We start from the raw sequence: 17,113 nt of genomic DNA on the forward strand, positions 1-17,113 counted from the left end.
CGGTGTCCGTTCCGGCCGTAGGACCGTAGCGGAACGGAGATCTTGCCCGTCAAGGAACCGTTAACGATTAGGTAAGGTAACGAAGTACCCCCTCCCCCGGATCCGGCGGCAGCCCGCTTCGGAGTCCACCCCGCGAGGAAGGAACGGCCACTGACTGTCCATCAGCTCAACGAGCTCCTCTTGATCAGCTCGCTCGTCCTGCTCATCGCCGTCGCCGCGGTACGGATCTCTTCGCGCAGCGGTCTGCCCAGCCTGCTCCTTTATCTGGGCATCGGCATTGCGATAGGCCAGGACGGGATCTTCAATGTCACCTTCAACAATGCCGAGTTGACCCAGGTCATCGGGTATGCCGCACTTGTGGTGATCCTTGCCGAAGGTGGCCTTGGCACCAAGTGGAAGGAAATCAAGCCCGCGTTGCCGGCCGCGGTCGTCCTTTCGACCGTGGGCGTGGCGGTCAGCGTGGGCATCACGGCTGCCGGTGCGCACTATCTCGTCGGGCTCGAATGGCGCCAGGCACTGATCATCGGCGCGGTCGTCTCCTCGACCGATGCCGCGGCCGTCTTCTCCGTCCTGCGCAAGGTGCCGCTGCCCTCGCGCATCACCGGCGTGCTCGAAGCGGAATCCGGATTCAACGACGCCCCGGTCGTGATCCTCGTCGTGGCCTTCTCCTCGGTGGATCCGGTCCACGCCTGGTACGTCCTGGTCGGCGAGATCGCCCTCGAGCTCGCGATCGGCGCGGCCATCGGTCTCGCGGTCGGCTTCCTCGGCGCGTGGGGACTGCGCCATGTCGCGCTGCCCGCGTCCGGTCTCTATCCGATCGCCGTCATGGCGATCGCGGTCACGGCCTATGCGGCCGGCGCCATCGCGCACGGCTCGGGCTTCCTCGCCGTCTATCTGGCCGCGATGGTCCTCGGCAACGCCAAGCTGCCGCACTGGCCGGCCACCCGCGGCTTCGCCGACGGGCTCGGCTGGCTCGCGCAGATCGGCATGTTCGTACTGCTCGGGCTCCTGGTCACCCCGCACAAGCTGCTCGACGACGTCTGGCCGGCGATCCTCATCGGCCTGATCCTGACGATGGTGGCGCGCCCCCTCGAGGTCGTGCTCAGCCTGCTGCCGTTCAGGATTCCCTGGCGTGAGCAGGCCCTGATGAGCTGGGCCGGGCTGCGTGGCGCGGTGCCGATCATTCTCGCGACGATCCCGATGGTGGCCGAGATCGAGGGCAACGAGCGGATCTTCAACATCGTCTTCGTGCTCGTGGTCGTCTACACGCTCGTCCAGGGTCCTACGCTGCCGTGGCTGGCCAAGGCCCTGAAGCTGGGCGATTCCGACGGGGCCGCCGACCTGGGCATCGAATCCGCCCCGCTGGAGCGGCTGCGCGGGCATCTGCTGTCGGTGGCGATCCCGGCGAAGTCCAAGATGCACGGCGTCGAGGTCGCCGAGCTGCGGCTGCCGGCCGGTTCGGCGGTCACGCTGGTCGTCCGCGACGAGAAGTCCTTCGTACCGCTGCCCACGACGGTGCTGCGGCGCGGGGACGAGCTGCTCGTGGTGGCCACGGATCCGGTACGGGACGCGGCGGAGAAGCGACTGCGGGACGTCGGCCAGGGCGGAAAGCTGGCCGGGTGGCTGGGGACGGGGGCGTAAACGCTGGCGTGAACGTTGGCTTAATCGCAGGCGTCGAGCGGCCCGAGCTTGGCAATTCCGAGGCGCGCCTTGCGGAAGACCCGTACAATGAAGGTAACCGCAAACGAATCACCTCTGTCTGATGAAGAGCTGGCGCGTTCGCACGGCGGCCGAGGTCCCCCGCAGGGACCGGGCATCACCGACGATCCCTGCGCACGATGGACAGCTCTCGGCGACGCCAATACGGGCCCGCTACCAGGCAGCAGAAAGGCAAGGACCGTGGTGTCCACGGTCAACTCCCGCCCTGGTTACGGCCAGCTTCTGCGCACTGAAGGCGCACTCTCGTTCGTCCTGCCCGGCTTCGCCGCACGGCAGCCCTTCGCCATGCTCACGATGTCGATCGTGCTCCTTGTGCAGCACACGACCGGCTCGTTCGGCACCGCGGGCGCCGTCGCCGCCGTGACGGGTATCTCCATGGCCCTGTTCGCACCGCAGAGCGGCAAGCTCGCGGACCGCTTCGGGCAGTCGGCCGTCCTGATCCCCGGCGTCCTGGTCAACGCCGTCTCGGTGATCCTGCTCGCCGCCCTGGCCCTCGCGGACGCCCCGCTGTGGGCGCTGTTCCTCGCGGCCGTACCGGCCGGCGCCTCGGTGCCGCAGGTCGGCCCGATGGTCCGCTCCCGCTGGGCCTCCGTTCTCGACCGCCCGGACCGCCGGCACCTGCTGCCGACAGCGGCGGCCTTCGAGTCCGTCACCGACGAGCTCACCTTCGTCGTCGGCCCCGTCCTGGCCACGATGCTGTGCACCGTCGTCCACCCCGGCGCCGGTCTCGCCGCCCAGGCGGTCCTGACCCTCGCCGGCGGTCTGCTGTTCGCCGCGCAGCGCGGCACCCAGCCGGCCCGTACGGCCGCGGGTGATGTTCCCGTGCAGCGAGCTTCGGCCCTGTCGATTCCGGGCGTGCGCGCGCTGGTCGTCGCGATGCTCGGCATCGGCGCCGTCTTCGGCGGCATGCAGGTCTCGCTGACCGCCTTCGCCGAGGAGATCGGCCAGGCGGGCGTGAACGGTCTGCTGTACGGGATCTTCGCGGCCGGCAACATGATCGCCGGTATCGCCTGCGGCGCCGTGGCCTGGAAGATCGGGCCTCGCCGCCGGCTGCTGCTCGGTTACACCGCTCTGACCGCCATGGCCGCCACGCTGTGGACGCTGGACTCGGTCGCGATGTTCGCGATCGTCGGCCTGCTCGTGGGCATGGCGATCGCACCGGCCCTGATCACCGCGTTCACGCTTGTCGAGCAGCTGGTGCCGGCCTCCGGCCGCACCGAGGCGTTCACCTGGCTGACGGGTGCGGTCGCCTTCGGGCAGGCCGCCGCCGTGACCGTGGCCGGACGACTCGCGGACGCGCATGGCGCGAGCTACGGGTTCCTGGTCCCCGCGGTCGCGACCGCACTGGCCCTGGGGACCCTGTTCGCCCTGCGCGGCAGGCTCGCGCCGGCGTCCAAGGGGCGGACCGTGGCACGTGGTGTGGGTCACCGCGCGCTCGCCACGGTGGACTGATCCAGCGGAATACGTCACTATGGAACGTCGTTAGCACTCATCGAGTGAGAGTGCCAGGAGGAAGCAAGTGCCGACGTATCAGTACCAGTGCACCGAGTGCGGCGAAGGCCTCGAGGCGGTGCAGAAGTTCACCGATGACGCTCTGACCGAGTGCCCGAGCTGCAGCGGACGCCTCAAGAAGGTGTTCTCGGCGGTCGGCATCGTGTTCAAGGGCTCGGGCTTCTACCGCAACGACAGCCGTGGCTCGTCGTCGAGCAGCACGCCGGCGTCGTCCTCGTCTTCGAGCTCCTCCTCGGCGAAGTCCTCTTCGGACGCATCGTCGAAGTCGTCGTCCACGTCTTCGTCGTCCTCGTCGTCCTCCTCGTCGTCGTCTTCCTCGTCGACGTCGGCCGCCTGACGCTTCGTACGTTCAGAAGGCCTCTTACGCCTCTTGGCTTTTCGGGAACCCCGCTGCCTCTCCGGCAGCGGGGTTCTCGCGTATGGCTACGCTGATCGCATGGCGAACGCAGAGATCGGTGTGATCGGTGGCTCCGGGTTCTACTCCTTCCTGGAGGACGTGACCGAGGTCACGGTGGAAACCCCCTACGGAGCGCCCAGCGACTCCCTCTTCATCGGCGAGATCGCCGGACGGACCGTGGCCTTCCTGCCCCGGCACGGCCGCGACCACCGGCTGCCGCCGCACCGCATCAACTACCGCGCGAACCTGTGGGCACTGCGCTCCATGGGCGTACGGCAGGTGCTCGGCCCGTGTGCGGTCGGCGGGCTGCGGCCGGAGTACGGGCCGGGCACGCTGCTCGTTCCCGACCAGGTCGTGGACCGTACGAAGGCGCGGGCGCAGACCTTCTTCGACGGGCACCCGCTGCCGGACGGCACGGTGCCCAACGTCGTCCACACCACCTTCGCCGACCCCTACTGCCCGGTGGGCCGCGGCGCCGCGCTCAAGGCGGCGCGCGGGCGGGACTGGGAGCCGGTCGACGGCGGCACGATGGTCGTGATCGAGGGGCCGCGGTTCTCGACCCGCGCCGAGTCGAAGTGGCATGCCGCGATGGGCTGGTCGGTGGTCGGCATGACCGGGCACCCCGAGGCGGTGCTCGCCCGTGAACTGGGGCTCTGCTACACGTCGATGTCGCTGGTGACGGATCTGGACGCCGGTGCGGAGACCGGTGAAGGGGTCTCGCACACCGAGGTGTTGAAGGTGTTCGGGGAGAACGTCGGGCGGCTGCGCGAGGTGCTCTTCGATGTGGTGGGTGCGCTTCCGCAGACGGCGGAGCGGGATTGTCTGTGCACGCATGCGCATGACGGGTGGGATCTGGGGATCGAGCTGCCGTAGGGCCTCGTCCGGCCTTGTACGGGCGGGGTGAATTTCTCGTTCCGGTGAGGGAGTTGTCCACAGGTCGGGGGTTGTCCACAGGGCTCAGCGGGCTTGCGGCGATGCGGGGATCGTGAGGGGCGTTCGACGGCGTCCCTCACGTCAGGCGGTGATTCCCGTGTCCACCACTCGTCCCCTTCCGCACTCCTCCCTGCCCGCGCCTCCCTCCCCCGCTGTCCCCGCGCCCGCATGCGATGTCCCGCACTTCTCCCCTCTTCATGTACGGGGCGGGAGTGCGCGGTTGAGGAGAGCTCTGCGGCGGCGCAGACGCACCCTCGCGGCCGGGCTCGCCGTGGCGGCGGCGACGCTGGCGCTCGGTGGGCGTGCCGCCCCTGAGCCGACGACGGATTCGGGCGCGGCCACGGCCTCGGCCCCTGCCGCCCGGCCAGTCGAGCTGGTCTCCGCTCCCGTACGGATCGCCGATGCCGCGGCCGTACGGCTCCTCGAGCCCGGCGACCGCGTCGATGTGGTGGCCGCGGGGGCGCAGGGCGAGCGGGCGCGTGTGGTGGCCGCGGACGCACGGGTGGCGCAGGTGCCCGAGGCCGGCGAAGAGGGCCTCGACGGCGGCGCGTTGGTGGTCCTGGAGGTTCCACGCTCCGTGTCCACCGCCCTGGTCGGAGCCGGTGTGGGCACGCCGCTCGCGGTGACGTTGCGATGACAACGGCCGTGTGCGGGAGCGAGAGTTCGTCAACTCACCTGTTCGTGTGCATGGATTGGACGCCGCTTCGGCCCGCCGTGCCTAATGGCAGCTTCAGCTTCCATAGCTTCCATTGCACATGCGACGAAAGGCTCCATTGTGAGCGAGGAGAAGCCCAGCCTCTTCGAAGGATTCAAAGCGTTCCTGATGCGGGGGAACGTCGTCGATCTGGCGGTCGCGGTCGTCATCGGCGCGGCGTTCACCAACATCGTGAACTCCGTGGTGAAGGGCGTGATCAACCCGCTGGTCGGCGCGTTCGGCACGAAGGATCTCGACAAGTACAGCTCGTGCCTGAAGGCCCCGTGCGAGTTCAAGAACGGCGAGGTCGTGTCCGGCATCCCGATCATGTGGGGCACGGTCCTCAGCGCCATTCTGAGCTTCGTCATCACCGCGGCGGTCGTCTACTTCCTCATGGTGCTCCCGATGGCCAAGTACCTGGCCAAGGTCGAGCAGCGGCGCAGGGCGAAGGAAGGCGTCCAGGAGACTATGGAGATCACCGAGCTCGAGGTGCTCAAGGAGATCCGCGACGCCGTGGTGGCGCAGCGCGGTCCGGGCAGCCGCGAGTAGCTGCCGCTGCTCAGAGGTGGTGGGGCGGCTTCTCGTCGAGGAAGCGTGCGAGGTCCGCGGCGCTGTCGCCGCTCGACGCCGGCCGCTCTCCCCAGCCCCGGTCCGTGTCGTCGGACGACTGCTGGTCGAGCGGGTCGTCGAAGACCAGCTTGGGCCTGGGCTTCGGCTGCTCGGGCTGCTGCTCGTCCTCGGAGGGCTGCGGGGCGGTGCTCATGCGTCCAGGGTACGTCCGGGGCGCGAGGAGCGGCTCGGGGCGGCCGCCGGCCTCGTACCGGCCGGAGGGCTCGGACGCCTCGTACCGGCCGGAGGGCTCAGACGCCTCGTACCGGCCGGAGGGCTCAGACGGCCCTGAGGCCGTGGGCCTCGAAGATCCGCTTCGCCGCGTCGACCTGCTCGGGTCCCGGCGAAGGCGTCTCGGCCAGGGTGAACGGCATGTCCAGGGCCTCCCACTTGGACTGGCCGAGCTTGTGGAAGGGCAGCACGTCCACGCGCGAGACATTGCCGAGGGAGCCGGCGAATGCGGCGACGCCCTCGACGTTGGCCGGGGCATCGGTCAGACCGGGCACGAGCACGAAGCGGACGTGCACCTCCTTGCCGAGGTCGGCGAGGCGGTGCGCGAAGTCGAGAGTGGGCTGCAGTTCGCGCGCGGTGACCTTCTTGTAGGTGTCGCGGTCCCAGGACTTGATGTCGAGCAGCACGAGGTCGATGTCGCGGAGCATCGCGTCGGTGGCGCGGACGCCGAGAAAGCCCGAGGTGTCCAGGGCGGTGTGCAGCCCGAGCTCGTGCTTCAGGCGGTGGAAGAGCTCACCGGCGAAGACCGGCTGGAGGAGCGGTTCGCCGCCCGAGATGGTGGCGCCGCCGCCCGAGGCCTTGATGAAGGTCGTGTACTTGGCCGCCTCGGCGATCACGTCGTCGGCCGAGGTGCGCTTGCCGTTGCGCATCTTCATCGTGTCGGGGTTGTGGCAGTACAGGCAGGCCAGCGGGCAGCCGGCCAGGAAGGTCACAAAGCGCGTGCCCGGGCCGTCGACACCCGTCGACAGGTCCCACGAGTGCACCGAGCCCTCGATGGGGCGCTGGGTGGCGGCCGCGGCGGGGGTCGTGGGCAGGCTCGTCGGGCTGTGCAGACCGATGCGTTCGTCGGCGGTCGGCGCACCGACGGGGATGTCCTTGCCGAGCAGCACTGTCATGGCACAACTCCCGGAGGGTTCAAGCGGGTTGGTGATCGCGGCTCCCGGGCCCGGAGTGAGGGTTCGGGCCCGGGGCCGCGAGTCTCGGTCGGCTCGTGCTCGCGTTCGCGGCGGGCCGAAGGCCCGGCGCGGGGTGCGCGCCGGGCCGGTGGCTCAGAGCGAGCCGTGGAAGGTGCGGTTGATGACGTCCAGCTGCTGCTCGCGCGTCAGGCGGACGAAGTTCACCGCGTAGCCGGAGACCCGGATGGTGAGCTGCGGGTAGTTCTCCGGGTGCTCCATGGCGTCCTCGAGGGTCGCCTTGTTGAGGACGTTGACGTTCATGTGGAAGCCGTCGCTGGCCATGAAGCCGTCGAGCACACCGGAGAGGTTCGCGATGCGGTCCTCGGGGGTGCGGCCGAGCGCGTCCGGGGTGATCGTGTTGGTCAGCGAGATGCCGTCCTCGGCGTCGTCGTAGTTGAGCTTGGCGACCGACATCGCGGAGGCGATGTAGCCGTGCTCGTCACGGCCGTTCATCGGGTTGGCGCCCGGGGCGAACGGGGTGCCGGCGCGACGGCCGTCGGGGGTGTTGCCGGTCTTCTTGCCGTAGACGACGTTCGACGTGATGGTCAGAACCGACTGCGTGTGCAGGGCGTTCCGGTACGTCGGGTGCTTGCGGATCTTCTCCATGAAGCCGCTGACGATGTTCTGGGCGATCTCGTCGGCGCGGTCGTCGTTGTTGCCGTAGGCCGGGTAGTCGCCCTCGATCTCGTAGTCCACGGCGAGGCCGGTCTCGTCGCGGACGACCTTGACCTTGGCGTGCTTCACGGCCGACAGGGAGTCCGCGGCGACCGAGAGGCCGGCGATGCCGCAGGCCATGGTGCGCAGGATCTCGCGGTCGTGCAGCGCCATCTCGATGCGCTCGTAGGCGTACTTGTCGTGCATGTAGTGGATGACGTTGAGCGCGTGCACGTACGTCTTGGCCAGCCACTCGAGCATCGCGTCGTACTGCTTGGCGAGGGTCTCGTAATCCAGGTACTCGCCCTCGATGGGCTCGAAGCCCTTCACGACGACCTTGCCGGACTTCTCGTCACGGCCGCCGTTGATCGCGTAGAGCAGCGCCTTGGCGACGTTCACGCGTGCGCCGAAGAACTGCATCTGCTTGCCGACCGCCATCGCGGAGACACAGCAGGCGATCGCGGTGTCGTCGCCGTACTTCGGGCGCATCAGCTCGTCGGACTCGAACTGCAGGGCCGAGGTGTCGATGGCGACCTTGGACGCGAAGTCCTTGAAGCCCTTGGGCAGTTGCTGCGACCAGAAGACGGTCAGGTTCGGCTCCGGGGCCGGGCCCAGGTTGTACAGGGTCTGCAGCGCGCGGAACGTGGTCTTGGAGACCAGCGGGCGGCCGTCCTCACCGATACCGGCCATCGACCAGGTGACCCAGGTCGGGTCGCCGGAGTAGAGCTCGTTGTACTCGGGGGTGCGCAGGAAGCGGACGATACGGAGCTTGATGACGAAGTCGTCGATGAACTCCTGGGCCTCGGCCTCGGTGATGCGGCCGGCCTCGATGTCGCGCTGCAGGTAGATGTCGAGGAAGTTGTCGATGCGGCCGATCGACATGGCCGCGCCGTTCTGCTCCTTGACCGCGGCGAGGTACGCGAAGTACAGCCACTGCACGGCCTCGCGGCCGGTCTGCGCCGGGCGGGAGATGTCGTAGCCGTAGGACTGCGCCATCGCCTTGAGCTCGCCGAGCGCCTTGATCTGCTCGGAGGTCTCCTCGCGGCCGCGGATCACGTCCTCGGTCGGCCACTCGGCGTCGAACTGGGCCTTGACGGCCTTCTTGTCCTCGATGAGGCGGTCGACACCGTAGAGGGCGACACGGCGGTAGTCGCCGATGATGCGGCCGCGGCCGTAGGCGTCGGGGAGACCGGTGATGATGCCGGAGGAGCGGCAGGCGCGGATCTCGGGGGTGTAGGCGTCGAAGACACCCTCGTTGTGGGTCTTGCGCAGGTGCGTGTAGATCTCGCGGACCTCGGGGTCGGCCTCGTACCCGTAGGCGTTGAGGGCGCCCTCGACCATGCGCCAACCGCCGTTGGGCATGATCGCGCGCTTGAGCGCGCCGTCGGTCTGGAGACCGACGATCAGGTCCTTGTCGGCGTCGATGTAGCCGGGCTTGAAGGCATCGATACGCGACGGGGTCTTCACGTCGACGTCGTAGATGCCCTTCTCGATCTCCTCCGGGAACATGCCCAGGAGCTTGTTCCACACCGCGGTGGTGCGCTCCGTGGGACCCGCGAGGAACGAGTCGTCGCCCTCGTAAGGCGTGTAGTTCTGCTGCACGAAGTCGCGGACGTCGATGGCGTCCCTCCACAGGCCGCCCTTGAAGCCGTCCCAGGCCTCGTCGTTAACGGTCTTCTCCGCAGGAGTTGCAGTCATCGCCCGAACCTTTCGAGTTCGCGTGTCGCCTCATTGCTACACATCCATTGGACTGCGTTTGATCGATCATTGCGGGCCGCATTGGTCCCTGGTTCGGTACCAATGGTCCCCCCGGCACACCGGCATCGCATGTCGACAGGGCTCTCACCTGCAGTTTTGTCAGGGACCTTGGACCATTGTCCGCTTGTGAAAACTTTCACAAGTTTTTTGTCCCGGGTACGGCAAAGCCCCCGAAAACCGACGGGCGGTCTCCGGGGGCGTGCTGTGACGGTCCCTGTGCCAGGTGGATCAGGACGGCGACTCGGCGCCCTTGCGGGCGTAGAACCACCAGGTGACCACGATGCAGCTGGCGTAGAAGGCCACGAAGCCCCACATCGCGCTGGTCACGGCGAAGTTGGCGAACAGGGCCGGGATGAAGAAGAAGCCGTACGCGGCGATGGCGGCGGTGAAACCGGTGACGGCGCCCGCTTCCATCTCCGTCTGCTTCAGCGCCTTCGCGTACTCGGGCGTGCCCTCGGTCAGGCCCTTCAGGTGCTGGTTGCGGAAGATCACCGGGATCTGGCGGAAGGTCGAGCCGTTGCCGATTCCGGAGAAGAAGAACGCCGCCAGGAAGGAGAGGAAGAAGCCGGCGAAGTTGCCGTCGTTGCCGCCCGCGGGCAGGAAGTTGATCACGCCGATGATCGATACGGCCATGCCCACGAAGGACAGGATGGTGACGCGGGCGCCGCCCATCTTGTCGGCGATCCAGCCGCCGGCCCAGCGGGCGAGGGCGCCGAGGGCGGGGCCCATCCAGGCGTAGGTGGCGACCGAGTAGTCCGGGAACGTGGTCTTGATCAGCATCGGCAGCGCGGCGGCGAAGCCGATGAAGGAGCCGAAGGTGCCGACGTAGAGCCAGGTCATCAGCCAGTTGTGCTTGCGCTTGAAGATGATCTTCTGCTGGCTGAAGGAGGTGGAGGCGGTCTTCAGGTCGTTCTGGCCGAACCAGGCGACGGCGGCGAGCACGATCAGGACGGGCACCCACAGGAAGGCGGCGTTCTGGAGGTAGACCTCGTTGCCGGTCTTGGCGTTGTGCTGGCCGGAGCCGATGGCTATCACCGAGCTGGTGATGACGATCGGGGTGAGCAGCTGGACGACGGAGACGCCGAGGTTGCCGAGGCCGCCGTTGATGCCCGTCGCGTTGCCCTTCTCCTTCTTCGGGAAGAAGAAGCCGATGTTGGCGAGCGAGGAGGAGAAGTTGGCGCCGCCGATGCCGCACAGGGCGGCGATCATCGCCATGGTGGAGAAGGAGGTCGAGGTGTCCTGGATCGCGAAGCCCAGCCACAGGAGCGGGACGATCAGGACGACCGTGGAGATCGCGGTGAAGGTGCGCTGGCCGATCTTCGGGCCGAGGAAGGTGTAGAAGATACGGGCCGTACCGCCGGTCAGGCCGGGGATGGCCGTCAGCCAGAACAGCTGCGAGGTGGTGAAGGAGAAGCCGACGTCCTTGAGGTTCGTCGCGGTGACGCTCCACACCTGCCACACCACGAAGGCGACGAGCAGGGCGGGGACGGCGATCCACAGGTTGCGCTGGGCGACGCGCTTGCCGGTGGACTTCCAGAAGAGCTCGTTCTCCGGCTCCCAGTCGGTGATGGGGCGGCCCGGACGGTACTGCGCGGGGTCGTACGACCGCTGTGCGACCTCGACTGTTTCCTTGACGGCAGGCATGCGCTGTTCCTGGGGGTGAAGGAGTTGATCCGTACCCATCCAGGTTGCGTCCCCCGTATCCGCGGGAGCAGAGGCGTAAGTCGGCTTGTGCGCAGGCCAAGGGCCTGTGTGCGGCTGGACGTTGGGTCCGTGTCCGGGGGACCGTCGGGCCCGGGGTCCTCGCGCGTACGCCGAGCGGACCGGTCCTCGTGCAGGACCGGCCCGTGGGATCGTGGCGCGCGGCTACGGCAGCTCGGGGACGCCGAGGGCAACCTCTGGGTCGTCAAGGCTGACACCGGTGCGCAGGTCGAACTCCTGCTTGTGCATGGGCGAGGCGATGGTGGGGACGCCGTCGCGGCTTCCCATGATGCCGTTCGCCATCACGGCCGCGCCGGAGTACGGGTCGTGGTTGCCGACCGCGTAGAGCTCGCCGGAGCGGTCCTTGAACAGGGCCGCCTCGCTGCCGTCCGGCAGTACGGCGACGCGGCCGCGCCCCGGCTCCAGGTCCTTGACCAGGTCGTCCTTGAAGGAGACACCGTCCTCGGGAGCCGCCGTGAACGGCTTGAAGCGGCGCAGCTTGTCGGGGTCGGCGAGCACCGCGGCCCACTCGTCCTGGTAGGCGGCGACGTGTCGTTCCATCTGCGCCTCCAGCTCGGCGCAGATGCCGAGGGAGTCCTCGACGAGCACCGACTTCAGGTGGTCGAGGCCGCCGTCGATGCGCTCCAGCCAGGCGGACGTGCGCTCGAGGCGCTCGCCCGTACGGACGTAGTACATGAGGAAGCGGTCGATGAGGCGGAAGAGTTCGGCCGCGTCCAGGTCGGCGGCGAGGAGGTCGGCGTGGCGGGGGGTGGTGCCGCCGTTGCCGCAGACGTAGAGGTTCCAGCCGTTGGCGGTGGCGATGACGCCGATGTCCTTGCCGCGGGCCTCTGCGCACTCGCGCAGACATCCCGAGACACCACCCTTGATCTTGTGCGGGGCGCGCAGTCCGCGGTAGCGGAGCTCCAGATCGATGGCGAGCTGCACGGAGTCGCCCTGTCCGAAGCGGCAGAACTTCGATCCGATGCACGACTTCACCGTACGAAGGGACTTGCCGTAGGCGTGGCCGGACTCGAAGCCGGCGTCGACCAACCGCTGCCAGATCTCGGGGAGTTGCTCGGCGCGGGCGCCGAACAGGTCGATGCGCTGACCACCCGTGATCTTCGTGTAGAGGCCGTAGTCGCGGGCGACTTCACCGATCACGATGAGCGCCTCGGGCGTGATCTCGCCGCCGGGCACCCGCGGGACGACCGAGTACGTGCCGTCCTTTTGGAGGTTGGCCAGGTACAGGTCGTTGGAGTCCTGGAGGGCGGCCTGCTCCCCGTCGAGGATGTGGGTGAGGCCGAGCTCCGGGCCGAGGGTGCCGAGTACGTTGCCGACGACCGGCTTGCAGACCGTGCAGCCCTCGCCCTTGCCGTACTTCTCGAGGAGTTCGGTGAAGGAGCGGATGTGCTCGGTGCGGATCTTCTCGTAGATCTCCGAGCGGCTGAGCTCGAAGTGCTCGCACAGGCCCTTGGCCTTCTCGATGCCGGCGGCGGAGAGTTCGGCGTCCAGGACGGCCTGCAGGGTGTTGACGCAACCGCCGCAGCCCGTACCGGCCTTGGTGCACTTCTTGATGCCGCCGAGGTCGGTGATGCCTTCGGCGGCGATGGCCGAAGTGACCTGCGCCTTGGTGACGTTGTGGCAGGAGCAGAGCACCGCGTCGTCCGGCAGCGCGTCGGCGCCGGGGATGTCGGCGGCGCTCACGGGGCCGACGTAGGCCTCGGCAGGGGCGGGGAGCTGCTTGCCGGTGTGCGGCTTCAGCGAGCTGTACGCCTCGGCGTCGCCGACGAGGATGCCGCCGAGCAGAGCCCCGTCGGGGCCGAGGAGCAGCTTCTTGTAGACGCCGTCACGCGAGTCGGAGAAGACGACGGAGACCGCTCCGTCCTTGCCCTCCTGTGCGAACGGGTCGCCGAAGGAGGCGACATCGGCGCCCATCAGCTTGAGCTTGGTGGAGGTGTCGGCCCCGTTGAAGACCTTGATGCCCTCGCCCGCGAGGGCATCGGCGGCGGTCTCGGCCATCTGGTAGCCGGGCGCGACCAGGCCGTAGACCCGGCCGTCGGCGGTCTGTGCGCACTCGCCGATGGCGTAGATGTACGGGTCGGTGGTGCGGCAGTGCTCGTCCACCACGACGCCGCCGCGGTCGCCGACGGCGATACCGGCCTCGCGGGCGAGGCGGTCGCGGGGGCGGACGCCGGCGGAGAAGACGACGAGGTCGGCGTTGATGGTCTCGCCGTTGGACAGGCGCAGCGCGCGGGTGCGGCCGTCGGCGTCGGTCTCGACGCTGCTCGCGCCGACACCGGTGTGCACGGCGACGCCCATGCCCTCGATGGTGGCGCGCAGCGCGGCGGCGCCGCCGTCGTCGACCTGCATCGGCATGAGGCGGGGGGCGAACTCGACGACGTGCGTCGCCAGGCCGAGGGTGCGCAGCGCTCCGGCCGCCTCGAGACCGAGCAGACCGCCGCCGATGACCACGCCGGTCTTCGCTTCCTCGGCGTACGCGGTGAGGGTCTCGACGTCGTACAGGGTGCGGTAGGTGAAGCAGCCCGCGGCGTCGGCGCCGTCGATCGGCGGCACGAAGGGGTACGAGCCGGTGGCCAGGACCAGGGCGTCGTAGCCGACGACGGTGCCGGAGACGGTGGTGACCTTGCGGGCGGCGGTGTCGATGTGTTCGGCGGGGTCGCCCAGGCGCAGGTCGATGCCGTGGCGCCCGAGGAACTCGGCGTCGGTGAGGGAGAGTTCGTCGGGGTCGGTGCCGGTGAAGGCGGAGGACAGGTGAACGCGGTCGTAGGCGACGCGGTCCTCCTCGGCGAGGACGACGACGTGCCAGCCGGGGCCGTCCTCGCCCGCGAAGGCGCCGCGCTCGGCGAGCACCTCCAGGAAGTGCTGGCCCACCATGCCGTGGCCGATCAGTACCAGGGTCTGGGTCATGGTGGTCACTCTCCGGGCATGCGTTGGGGAAGCCTCTGTTTCGACGGTAGGCCGACGCGGGGCGCCTGCCGGGCCGTGAAGGGCCTGTTTGCACAGGTCGTGGGGCCCTTGGGGGGTGGGCCTTGTGGCAGGGCCCATGCGAGTCAGGGGCGGGCGGAATGCGTGGGCGGCGGGCCGGATCGGGGACCACCGGCCCCCTCTCCCCAGGGCTTCCGGCAGATCCGGTGGGTGCGCGGCGTGCGTAGCGTCGAAGGCATGCGCCCTGCTTCTGCCCTCGTCCAGGTGCCCACAGCTGCCCACGTACCCCCCGCCGCCCGTATGCCGCTGCCCCCTGGCACCACGACCGACGACACCACGACCGACGGGACGCCGACCCTCGTGCTCGCCGTGCACGGCAGTGCCGTGCCCGAGGCGGGGGCGACGATCCGGCGGCTGTGCGATGTTGTCGAGGCGCTGGGCGGGATACGTCCCGTCGTGGGGCACATGGACCACCAGGAGCCCTCCCTCGCCGAAGCGCTCGATGAGCTTGCCGAGGCGGGGGTGCGGCGGGCTGTGGTGGTGCCGTTGCTGCTCGGGGACGGGTTTCACCGGACCGTCGACATCCCGGAGGTCGTCGCGGCGCCGCGCCTGCTCGACACGGTGGTCACCGAGGGGCTGAGCGGTGAGTCGGACGTCGCGCTCGCGTTGTACGGACGGCTGCGGGAGGCCGAGGGGCGGGCCGGCGGCCGGGCCGATGCGGTCGTCGTCGCCGCGGCGGGGTCGTCACGGGCGGGGGGCAATGACGGGGCGCGTACCGCCGTGAGCCAGCTGAACGTGCTGCTCGACGCCGAGCGCGGACCGGTCCCGGTGCTGCCCGCGTACTGCTCGTCGTCGGAGCCGACGGTCCCGGACACGGTCGCGCGCCTGCGGGCCGCCGGTTACCGCAACATCGCCGTCGCCACGCATCTCCTCGCCCCCGGCCGGTTCACGCTCGCCCTGGAGCGGGCGGATGCGTGGGCTGTCGCCGAGCCGCTCGCCGACCACCCGCGGATCGCCCGCCTGGTCCTTCGCCGCTACTCGGCAGCGGCGCGCTCCACGGAACACCTGCGCGTGTCCGCCTGACCGTCGGGCTGGGCCCGGTCCCGCGGAGTGCACGGGGGCGGATCCACGTCGCCTCGGCACCGGGTGGACTGGAACAAGTCACGGGCTCCGGGGCGGAGCCACATCACTTCGGCACCGGGTGAACTGGGCCGGTCCGGGCCGGTCTGGGCTGGGCTGGGCTGGGCTGGGCTGGGGCGAGTCAGCGGGGTCCGGGGGCGGATCCACGTCGCCTCGGCACCGGGTGGGCTCGGGCCGAGCCGGCGCGGGGTTCGGTGGGGCGGAGGCCCGTGGCCCAGAACCTCGGGCAGGTCCAGCCTGTGACCTCATCCCCAGGCAGGCTCAGCCTGTGGCCTCACCCCCCGGGCAGGCCCAGCCTGTGGCCTCACCCCCCGGGCAGGCCCAACTGGCGTGCCACAGCAGCGTGGTACGTATGGGCCATGACCAAGAGCAGGGACGCGATCAGCGACGTGCACGGCGTGCGCGTCGGCCATGCGACACGTGCCGGGGACGGCTGGCTGACCGGTACGACCGTCGTGCTCGCCCCCGAGGGCGGCGCCGTGGCCGCCGTGGACGTACGCGGCGGCGGCCCCGGCACCAGGGAGACGGACGCCCTCGATCCGCGGAATCTGGTGCAGCGGATCGACGCGATCGTGCTGACCGGCGGCAGCGCCTACGGCCTGGACTCCGCCTCCGGCGTGATGGCCTGGCTGGAGGAACAGGGCCGTGGCTTCCCGGTGGGCGGCCCGGGCCAGGTCGTCCCCGTGGTGCCCGCCGCCTGCGTCTACGACCTCGGCCGAGGGGGCAACTGGCGGGCCCGGCCGGACGCGTCCTTCGGCCGCGAGGCAGCCGAGGCGGCCTCAGAAGACGTCGTGCAGGGATGCGTCGGTGCGGGCACGGGCGCCGTGGCCGGCGGGCTCAAGGGCGGCGTGGGCACAGCGAGCACGCGACTCGCCTCGGGACACACGCTCGGCGCGCTGGTCGTGGTCAACGCCGTGGGTTCGGTGACGGATCCACGGAACGGGGTGCTCTACGGGCGGTACTTCACGAGCGACGCGGACGCGGACGCCCACACCCACACCCACGCCGACACCGACACCGACACCGACACCGACACCGACACCGACACCGATGTGAACACGGACGCCGCCCCCGCGGAGACGGACACGTACACGTACACCGACCGCCCCTCCCCCGACGTCCACCACCGCGCCCGGCAACGCCTGGCCGAAGCAAAGGCCCGGACCACCGCCCTGCAAGCAGCCATCGGCCCGGGTGCCCCCCTCAACACCACCCTCGCCGTCGTCGCCACCGACGCCCGGCTCACCCGCGCCCAGGCGCAGAAGCTCGCGGGAACGGCGCACGACGGCATCGCCCGCGCCGTACGCCCCGTACATCTGCTGCACGACGGGGATACGGTCTTCGCCCTCGCGACCGGCGAGAAGCCGCTCCCGGACGGGCAGTTGGAGGCCCTGACCACGGTCAACGAGCTGCTCGCCGCCGCCGCGGACACCGTGACCCGGGCGATCGTGAAGGCCGTCGAAGCGGCGGATGGGGTGCAGGGACCGGGTGGGGAGTTCCCGTCGTACAGCGAGTTGTACGGGTAGGCGCACGGGGAGTTGCACGGGTCATCGCGCGGGTAGCTTTACGGCAGTTGCGCCGATAGATGCACCTCTGACCGAACAGTCCGCGACCAACGCGGGCGCGCGCCGCCGAACGCTGCCGCGCATCAACTTCCGCCCGGCGCACGCGACCTGGGAACCCGCGACAAGTCTCGTACGTTTTCCCGAACGACGGACACGATGTCCGACCGAGGCACTACGGTGAGCGGCCACGAGGTCACAAGCAGCGACTGGCAGTCGATGACGGACCGGCATCGACCCGGCAGTCGGCGGCCGACGGCCCCGTGACAAGAGTCAGCGCCCCAAGCCAGTGCTGTGGCCA

At 69.6% G+C, this 17,113-nt stretch carries 13 protein-coding genes; 8 read left to right on the forward strand and 5 right to left on the reverse strand.

What is annotated here, in order from left to right; genetic code table 11:
• Positions 1–150: 150 nt before the first annotated feature.
• The 6 genes from ABT367_RS08840 to mscL all read left to right on the forward strand — a co-directional run bounded on the left by ABT367_RS08840 (position 151) and on the right by mscL (position 5,804).
• Complete coding sequence (locus ABT367_RS08840; protein ID WP_352251122.1) at positions 151–1,641, forward strand: potassium/proton antiporter; 1,491 nt, start codon at positions 151–153, stop codon at positions 1,639–1,641.
• A gap of 258 nt (positions 1,642–1,899) precedes the next feature.
• A complete protein-coding gene (locus tag ABT367_RS08845; protein WP_352251041.1) occupies positions 1,900–3,171 on the forward strand; it encodes an MFS transporter in 1,272 nt (423 codons plus the stop codon).
• Between the two features lie 67 nt (positions 3,172–3,238).
• Positions 3,239–3,568 carry an FmdB family zinc ribbon protein gene (locus ABT367_RS08850; RefSeq protein WP_352251043.1) on the forward strand — a complete coding sequence of 110 codons (330 nt, stop codon included), beginning with the start codon at positions 3,239–3,241 and terminating at the stop codon, positions 3,566–3,568.
• A 99-nt stretch (positions 3,569–3,667) separates the two neighbouring features.
• Positions 3,668–4,501: an S-methyl-5'-thioadenosine phosphorylase gene (locus tag ABT367_RS08855; protein WP_352251044.1), complete on the forward strand. Its 834-nt coding sequence runs from the start codon at positions 3,668–3,670 to the stop codon at positions 4,499–4,501.
• A gap of 280 nt (positions 4,502–4,781) precedes the next feature.
• The gene (locus ABT367_RS08860; RefSeq protein WP_352251046.1) at positions 4,782–5,198 is read left to right on the forward strand and encodes a hypothetical protein; all 417 of its coding nucleotides are present in this window, start codon (positions 4,782–4,784) and stop codon (positions 5,196–5,198) included.
• Positions 5,199–5,336: 138 nt separating this feature from the next.
• Positions 5,337–5,804, forward strand: coding sequence for a large conductance mechanosensitive channel protein MscL (gene mscL, locus ABT367_RS08865; protein ID WP_352251048.1), 468 nt, complete (start codon positions 5,337–5,339; stop codon positions 5,802–5,804).
• A gap of 10 nt (positions 5,805–5,814) precedes the next feature.
• Here mscL and ABT367_RS08870 read toward each other — a convergent pair whose 3' ends face one another.
• The 5 genes from ABT367_RS08870 to nirB all read right to left on the reverse strand — a co-directional run bounded on the left by ABT367_RS08870 (position 5,815) and on the right by nirB (position 14,092).
• Positions 5,815–6,018, reverse strand: a complete 204-nt coding sequence (locus ABT367_RS08870) for a hypothetical protein (protein ID WP_352251050.1) — start codon at positions 6,016–6,018, stop codon at positions 5,815–5,817.
• A 124-nt stretch (positions 6,019–6,142) separates the two neighbouring features.
• Positions 6,143–6,991: a pyruvate formate-lyase-activating protein gene (pflA, locus tag ABT367_RS08875; protein WP_352251052.1), complete on the reverse strand. Its 849-nt coding sequence runs from the start codon at positions 6,989–6,991 to the stop codon at positions 6,143–6,145.
• Between the two features lie 153 nt (positions 6,992–7,144).
• Positions 7,145–9,403, reverse strand: a complete 2,259-nt coding sequence (gene pflB, locus ABT367_RS08880; RefSeq protein WP_352251054.1) for a formate C-acetyltransferase — start codon at positions 9,401–9,403, stop codon at positions 7,145–7,147.
• A 288-nt stretch (positions 9,404–9,691) separates the two neighbouring features.
• The gene (locus ABT367_RS08885) at positions 9,692–11,107 is read right to left on the reverse strand and encodes a NarK family nitrate/nitrite MFS transporter (protein WP_352251056.1); all 1,416 of its coding nucleotides are present in this window, start codon (positions 11,105–11,107) and stop codon (positions 9,692–9,694) included.
• Positions 11,108–11,329: 222 nt separating this feature from the next.
• Positions 11,330–14,092: a nitrite reductase large subunit NirB gene (gene nirB, locus ABT367_RS08890; protein ID WP_352251058.1), complete on the reverse strand. Its 2,763-nt coding sequence runs from the start codon at positions 14,090–14,092 to the stop codon at positions 11,330–11,332.
• A gap of 255 nt (positions 14,093–14,347) precedes the next feature.
• Between nirB and ABT367_RS08895 the strand changes: the two genes are divergently transcribed.
• Together ABT367_RS08895 and ABT367_RS08900 are read left to right on the forward strand one after the other, a co-directional pair.
• Positions 14,348–15,193 (forward strand): sirohydrochlorin chelatase, encoded by an 846-nt coding sequence (locus ABT367_RS08895; protein ID WP_352251060.1) that lies wholly within the window; start codon positions 14,348–14,350, stop codon positions 15,191–15,193.
• Between the two features lie 416 nt (positions 15,194–15,609).
• A complete protein-coding gene (locus tag ABT367_RS08900) occupies positions 15,610–16,776 on the forward strand; it encodes a P1 family peptidase (protein WP_352251062.1) in 1,167 nt (388 codons plus the stop codon).
• The last annotated feature ends 337 nt before the right edge of the window (positions 16,777–17,113 follow it).

The organism is Streptomyces mesophilus (assembly GCF_040300965.1).
GTDB lineage: Bacteria > Actinomycetota > Actinomycetes > Streptomycetales > Streptomycetaceae > Streptomyces > Streptomyces mesophilus_A.

Excerpts from the sequence above, each read along its gene's own strand:
- ABT367_RS08855 (WP_352251044.1), top strand. The coding sequence starts at position 3,668 with ATGGCGAACGCAGAGATCGGTGTGATCGGTGGCTCCGGGTTCTACTCC.
- ABT367_RS08870 (WP_352251050.1), bottom strand. The coding sequence starts at position 6,018 with ATGAGCACCGCCCCGCAGCCCTCCGAGGACGAGCAGCAGCCCGAGCAG.
- pflA (WP_352251052.1), bottom strand. The coding sequence starts at position 6,991 with ATGACAGTGCTGCTCGGCAAGGACATCCCCGTCGGTGCGCCGACCGCC.
- pflB (WP_352251054.1), bottom strand. The coding sequence starts at position 9,403 with ATGACTGCAACTCCTGCGGAGAAGACCGTTAACGACGAGGCCTGGGAC.
- ABT367_RS08885 (WP_352251056.1), bottom strand. The coding sequence starts at position 11,107 with ATGCCTGCCGTCAAGGAAACAGTCGAGGTCGCACAGCGGTCGTACGAC.
- nirB (WP_352251058.1), bottom strand. The coding sequence starts at position 14,092 with ATGACCCAGACCCTGGTACTGATCGGCCACGGCATGGTGGGCCAGCAC.
- ABT367_RS08895 (WP_352251060.1), top strand. The coding sequence starts at position 14,348 with ATGCGCCCTGCTTCTGCCCTCGTCCAGGTGCCCACAGCTGCCCACGTA.
- ABT367_RS08900 (WP_352251062.1), top strand. The coding sequence starts at position 15,610 with ATGACCAAGAGCAGGGACGCGATCAGCGACGTGCACGGCGTGCGCGTC.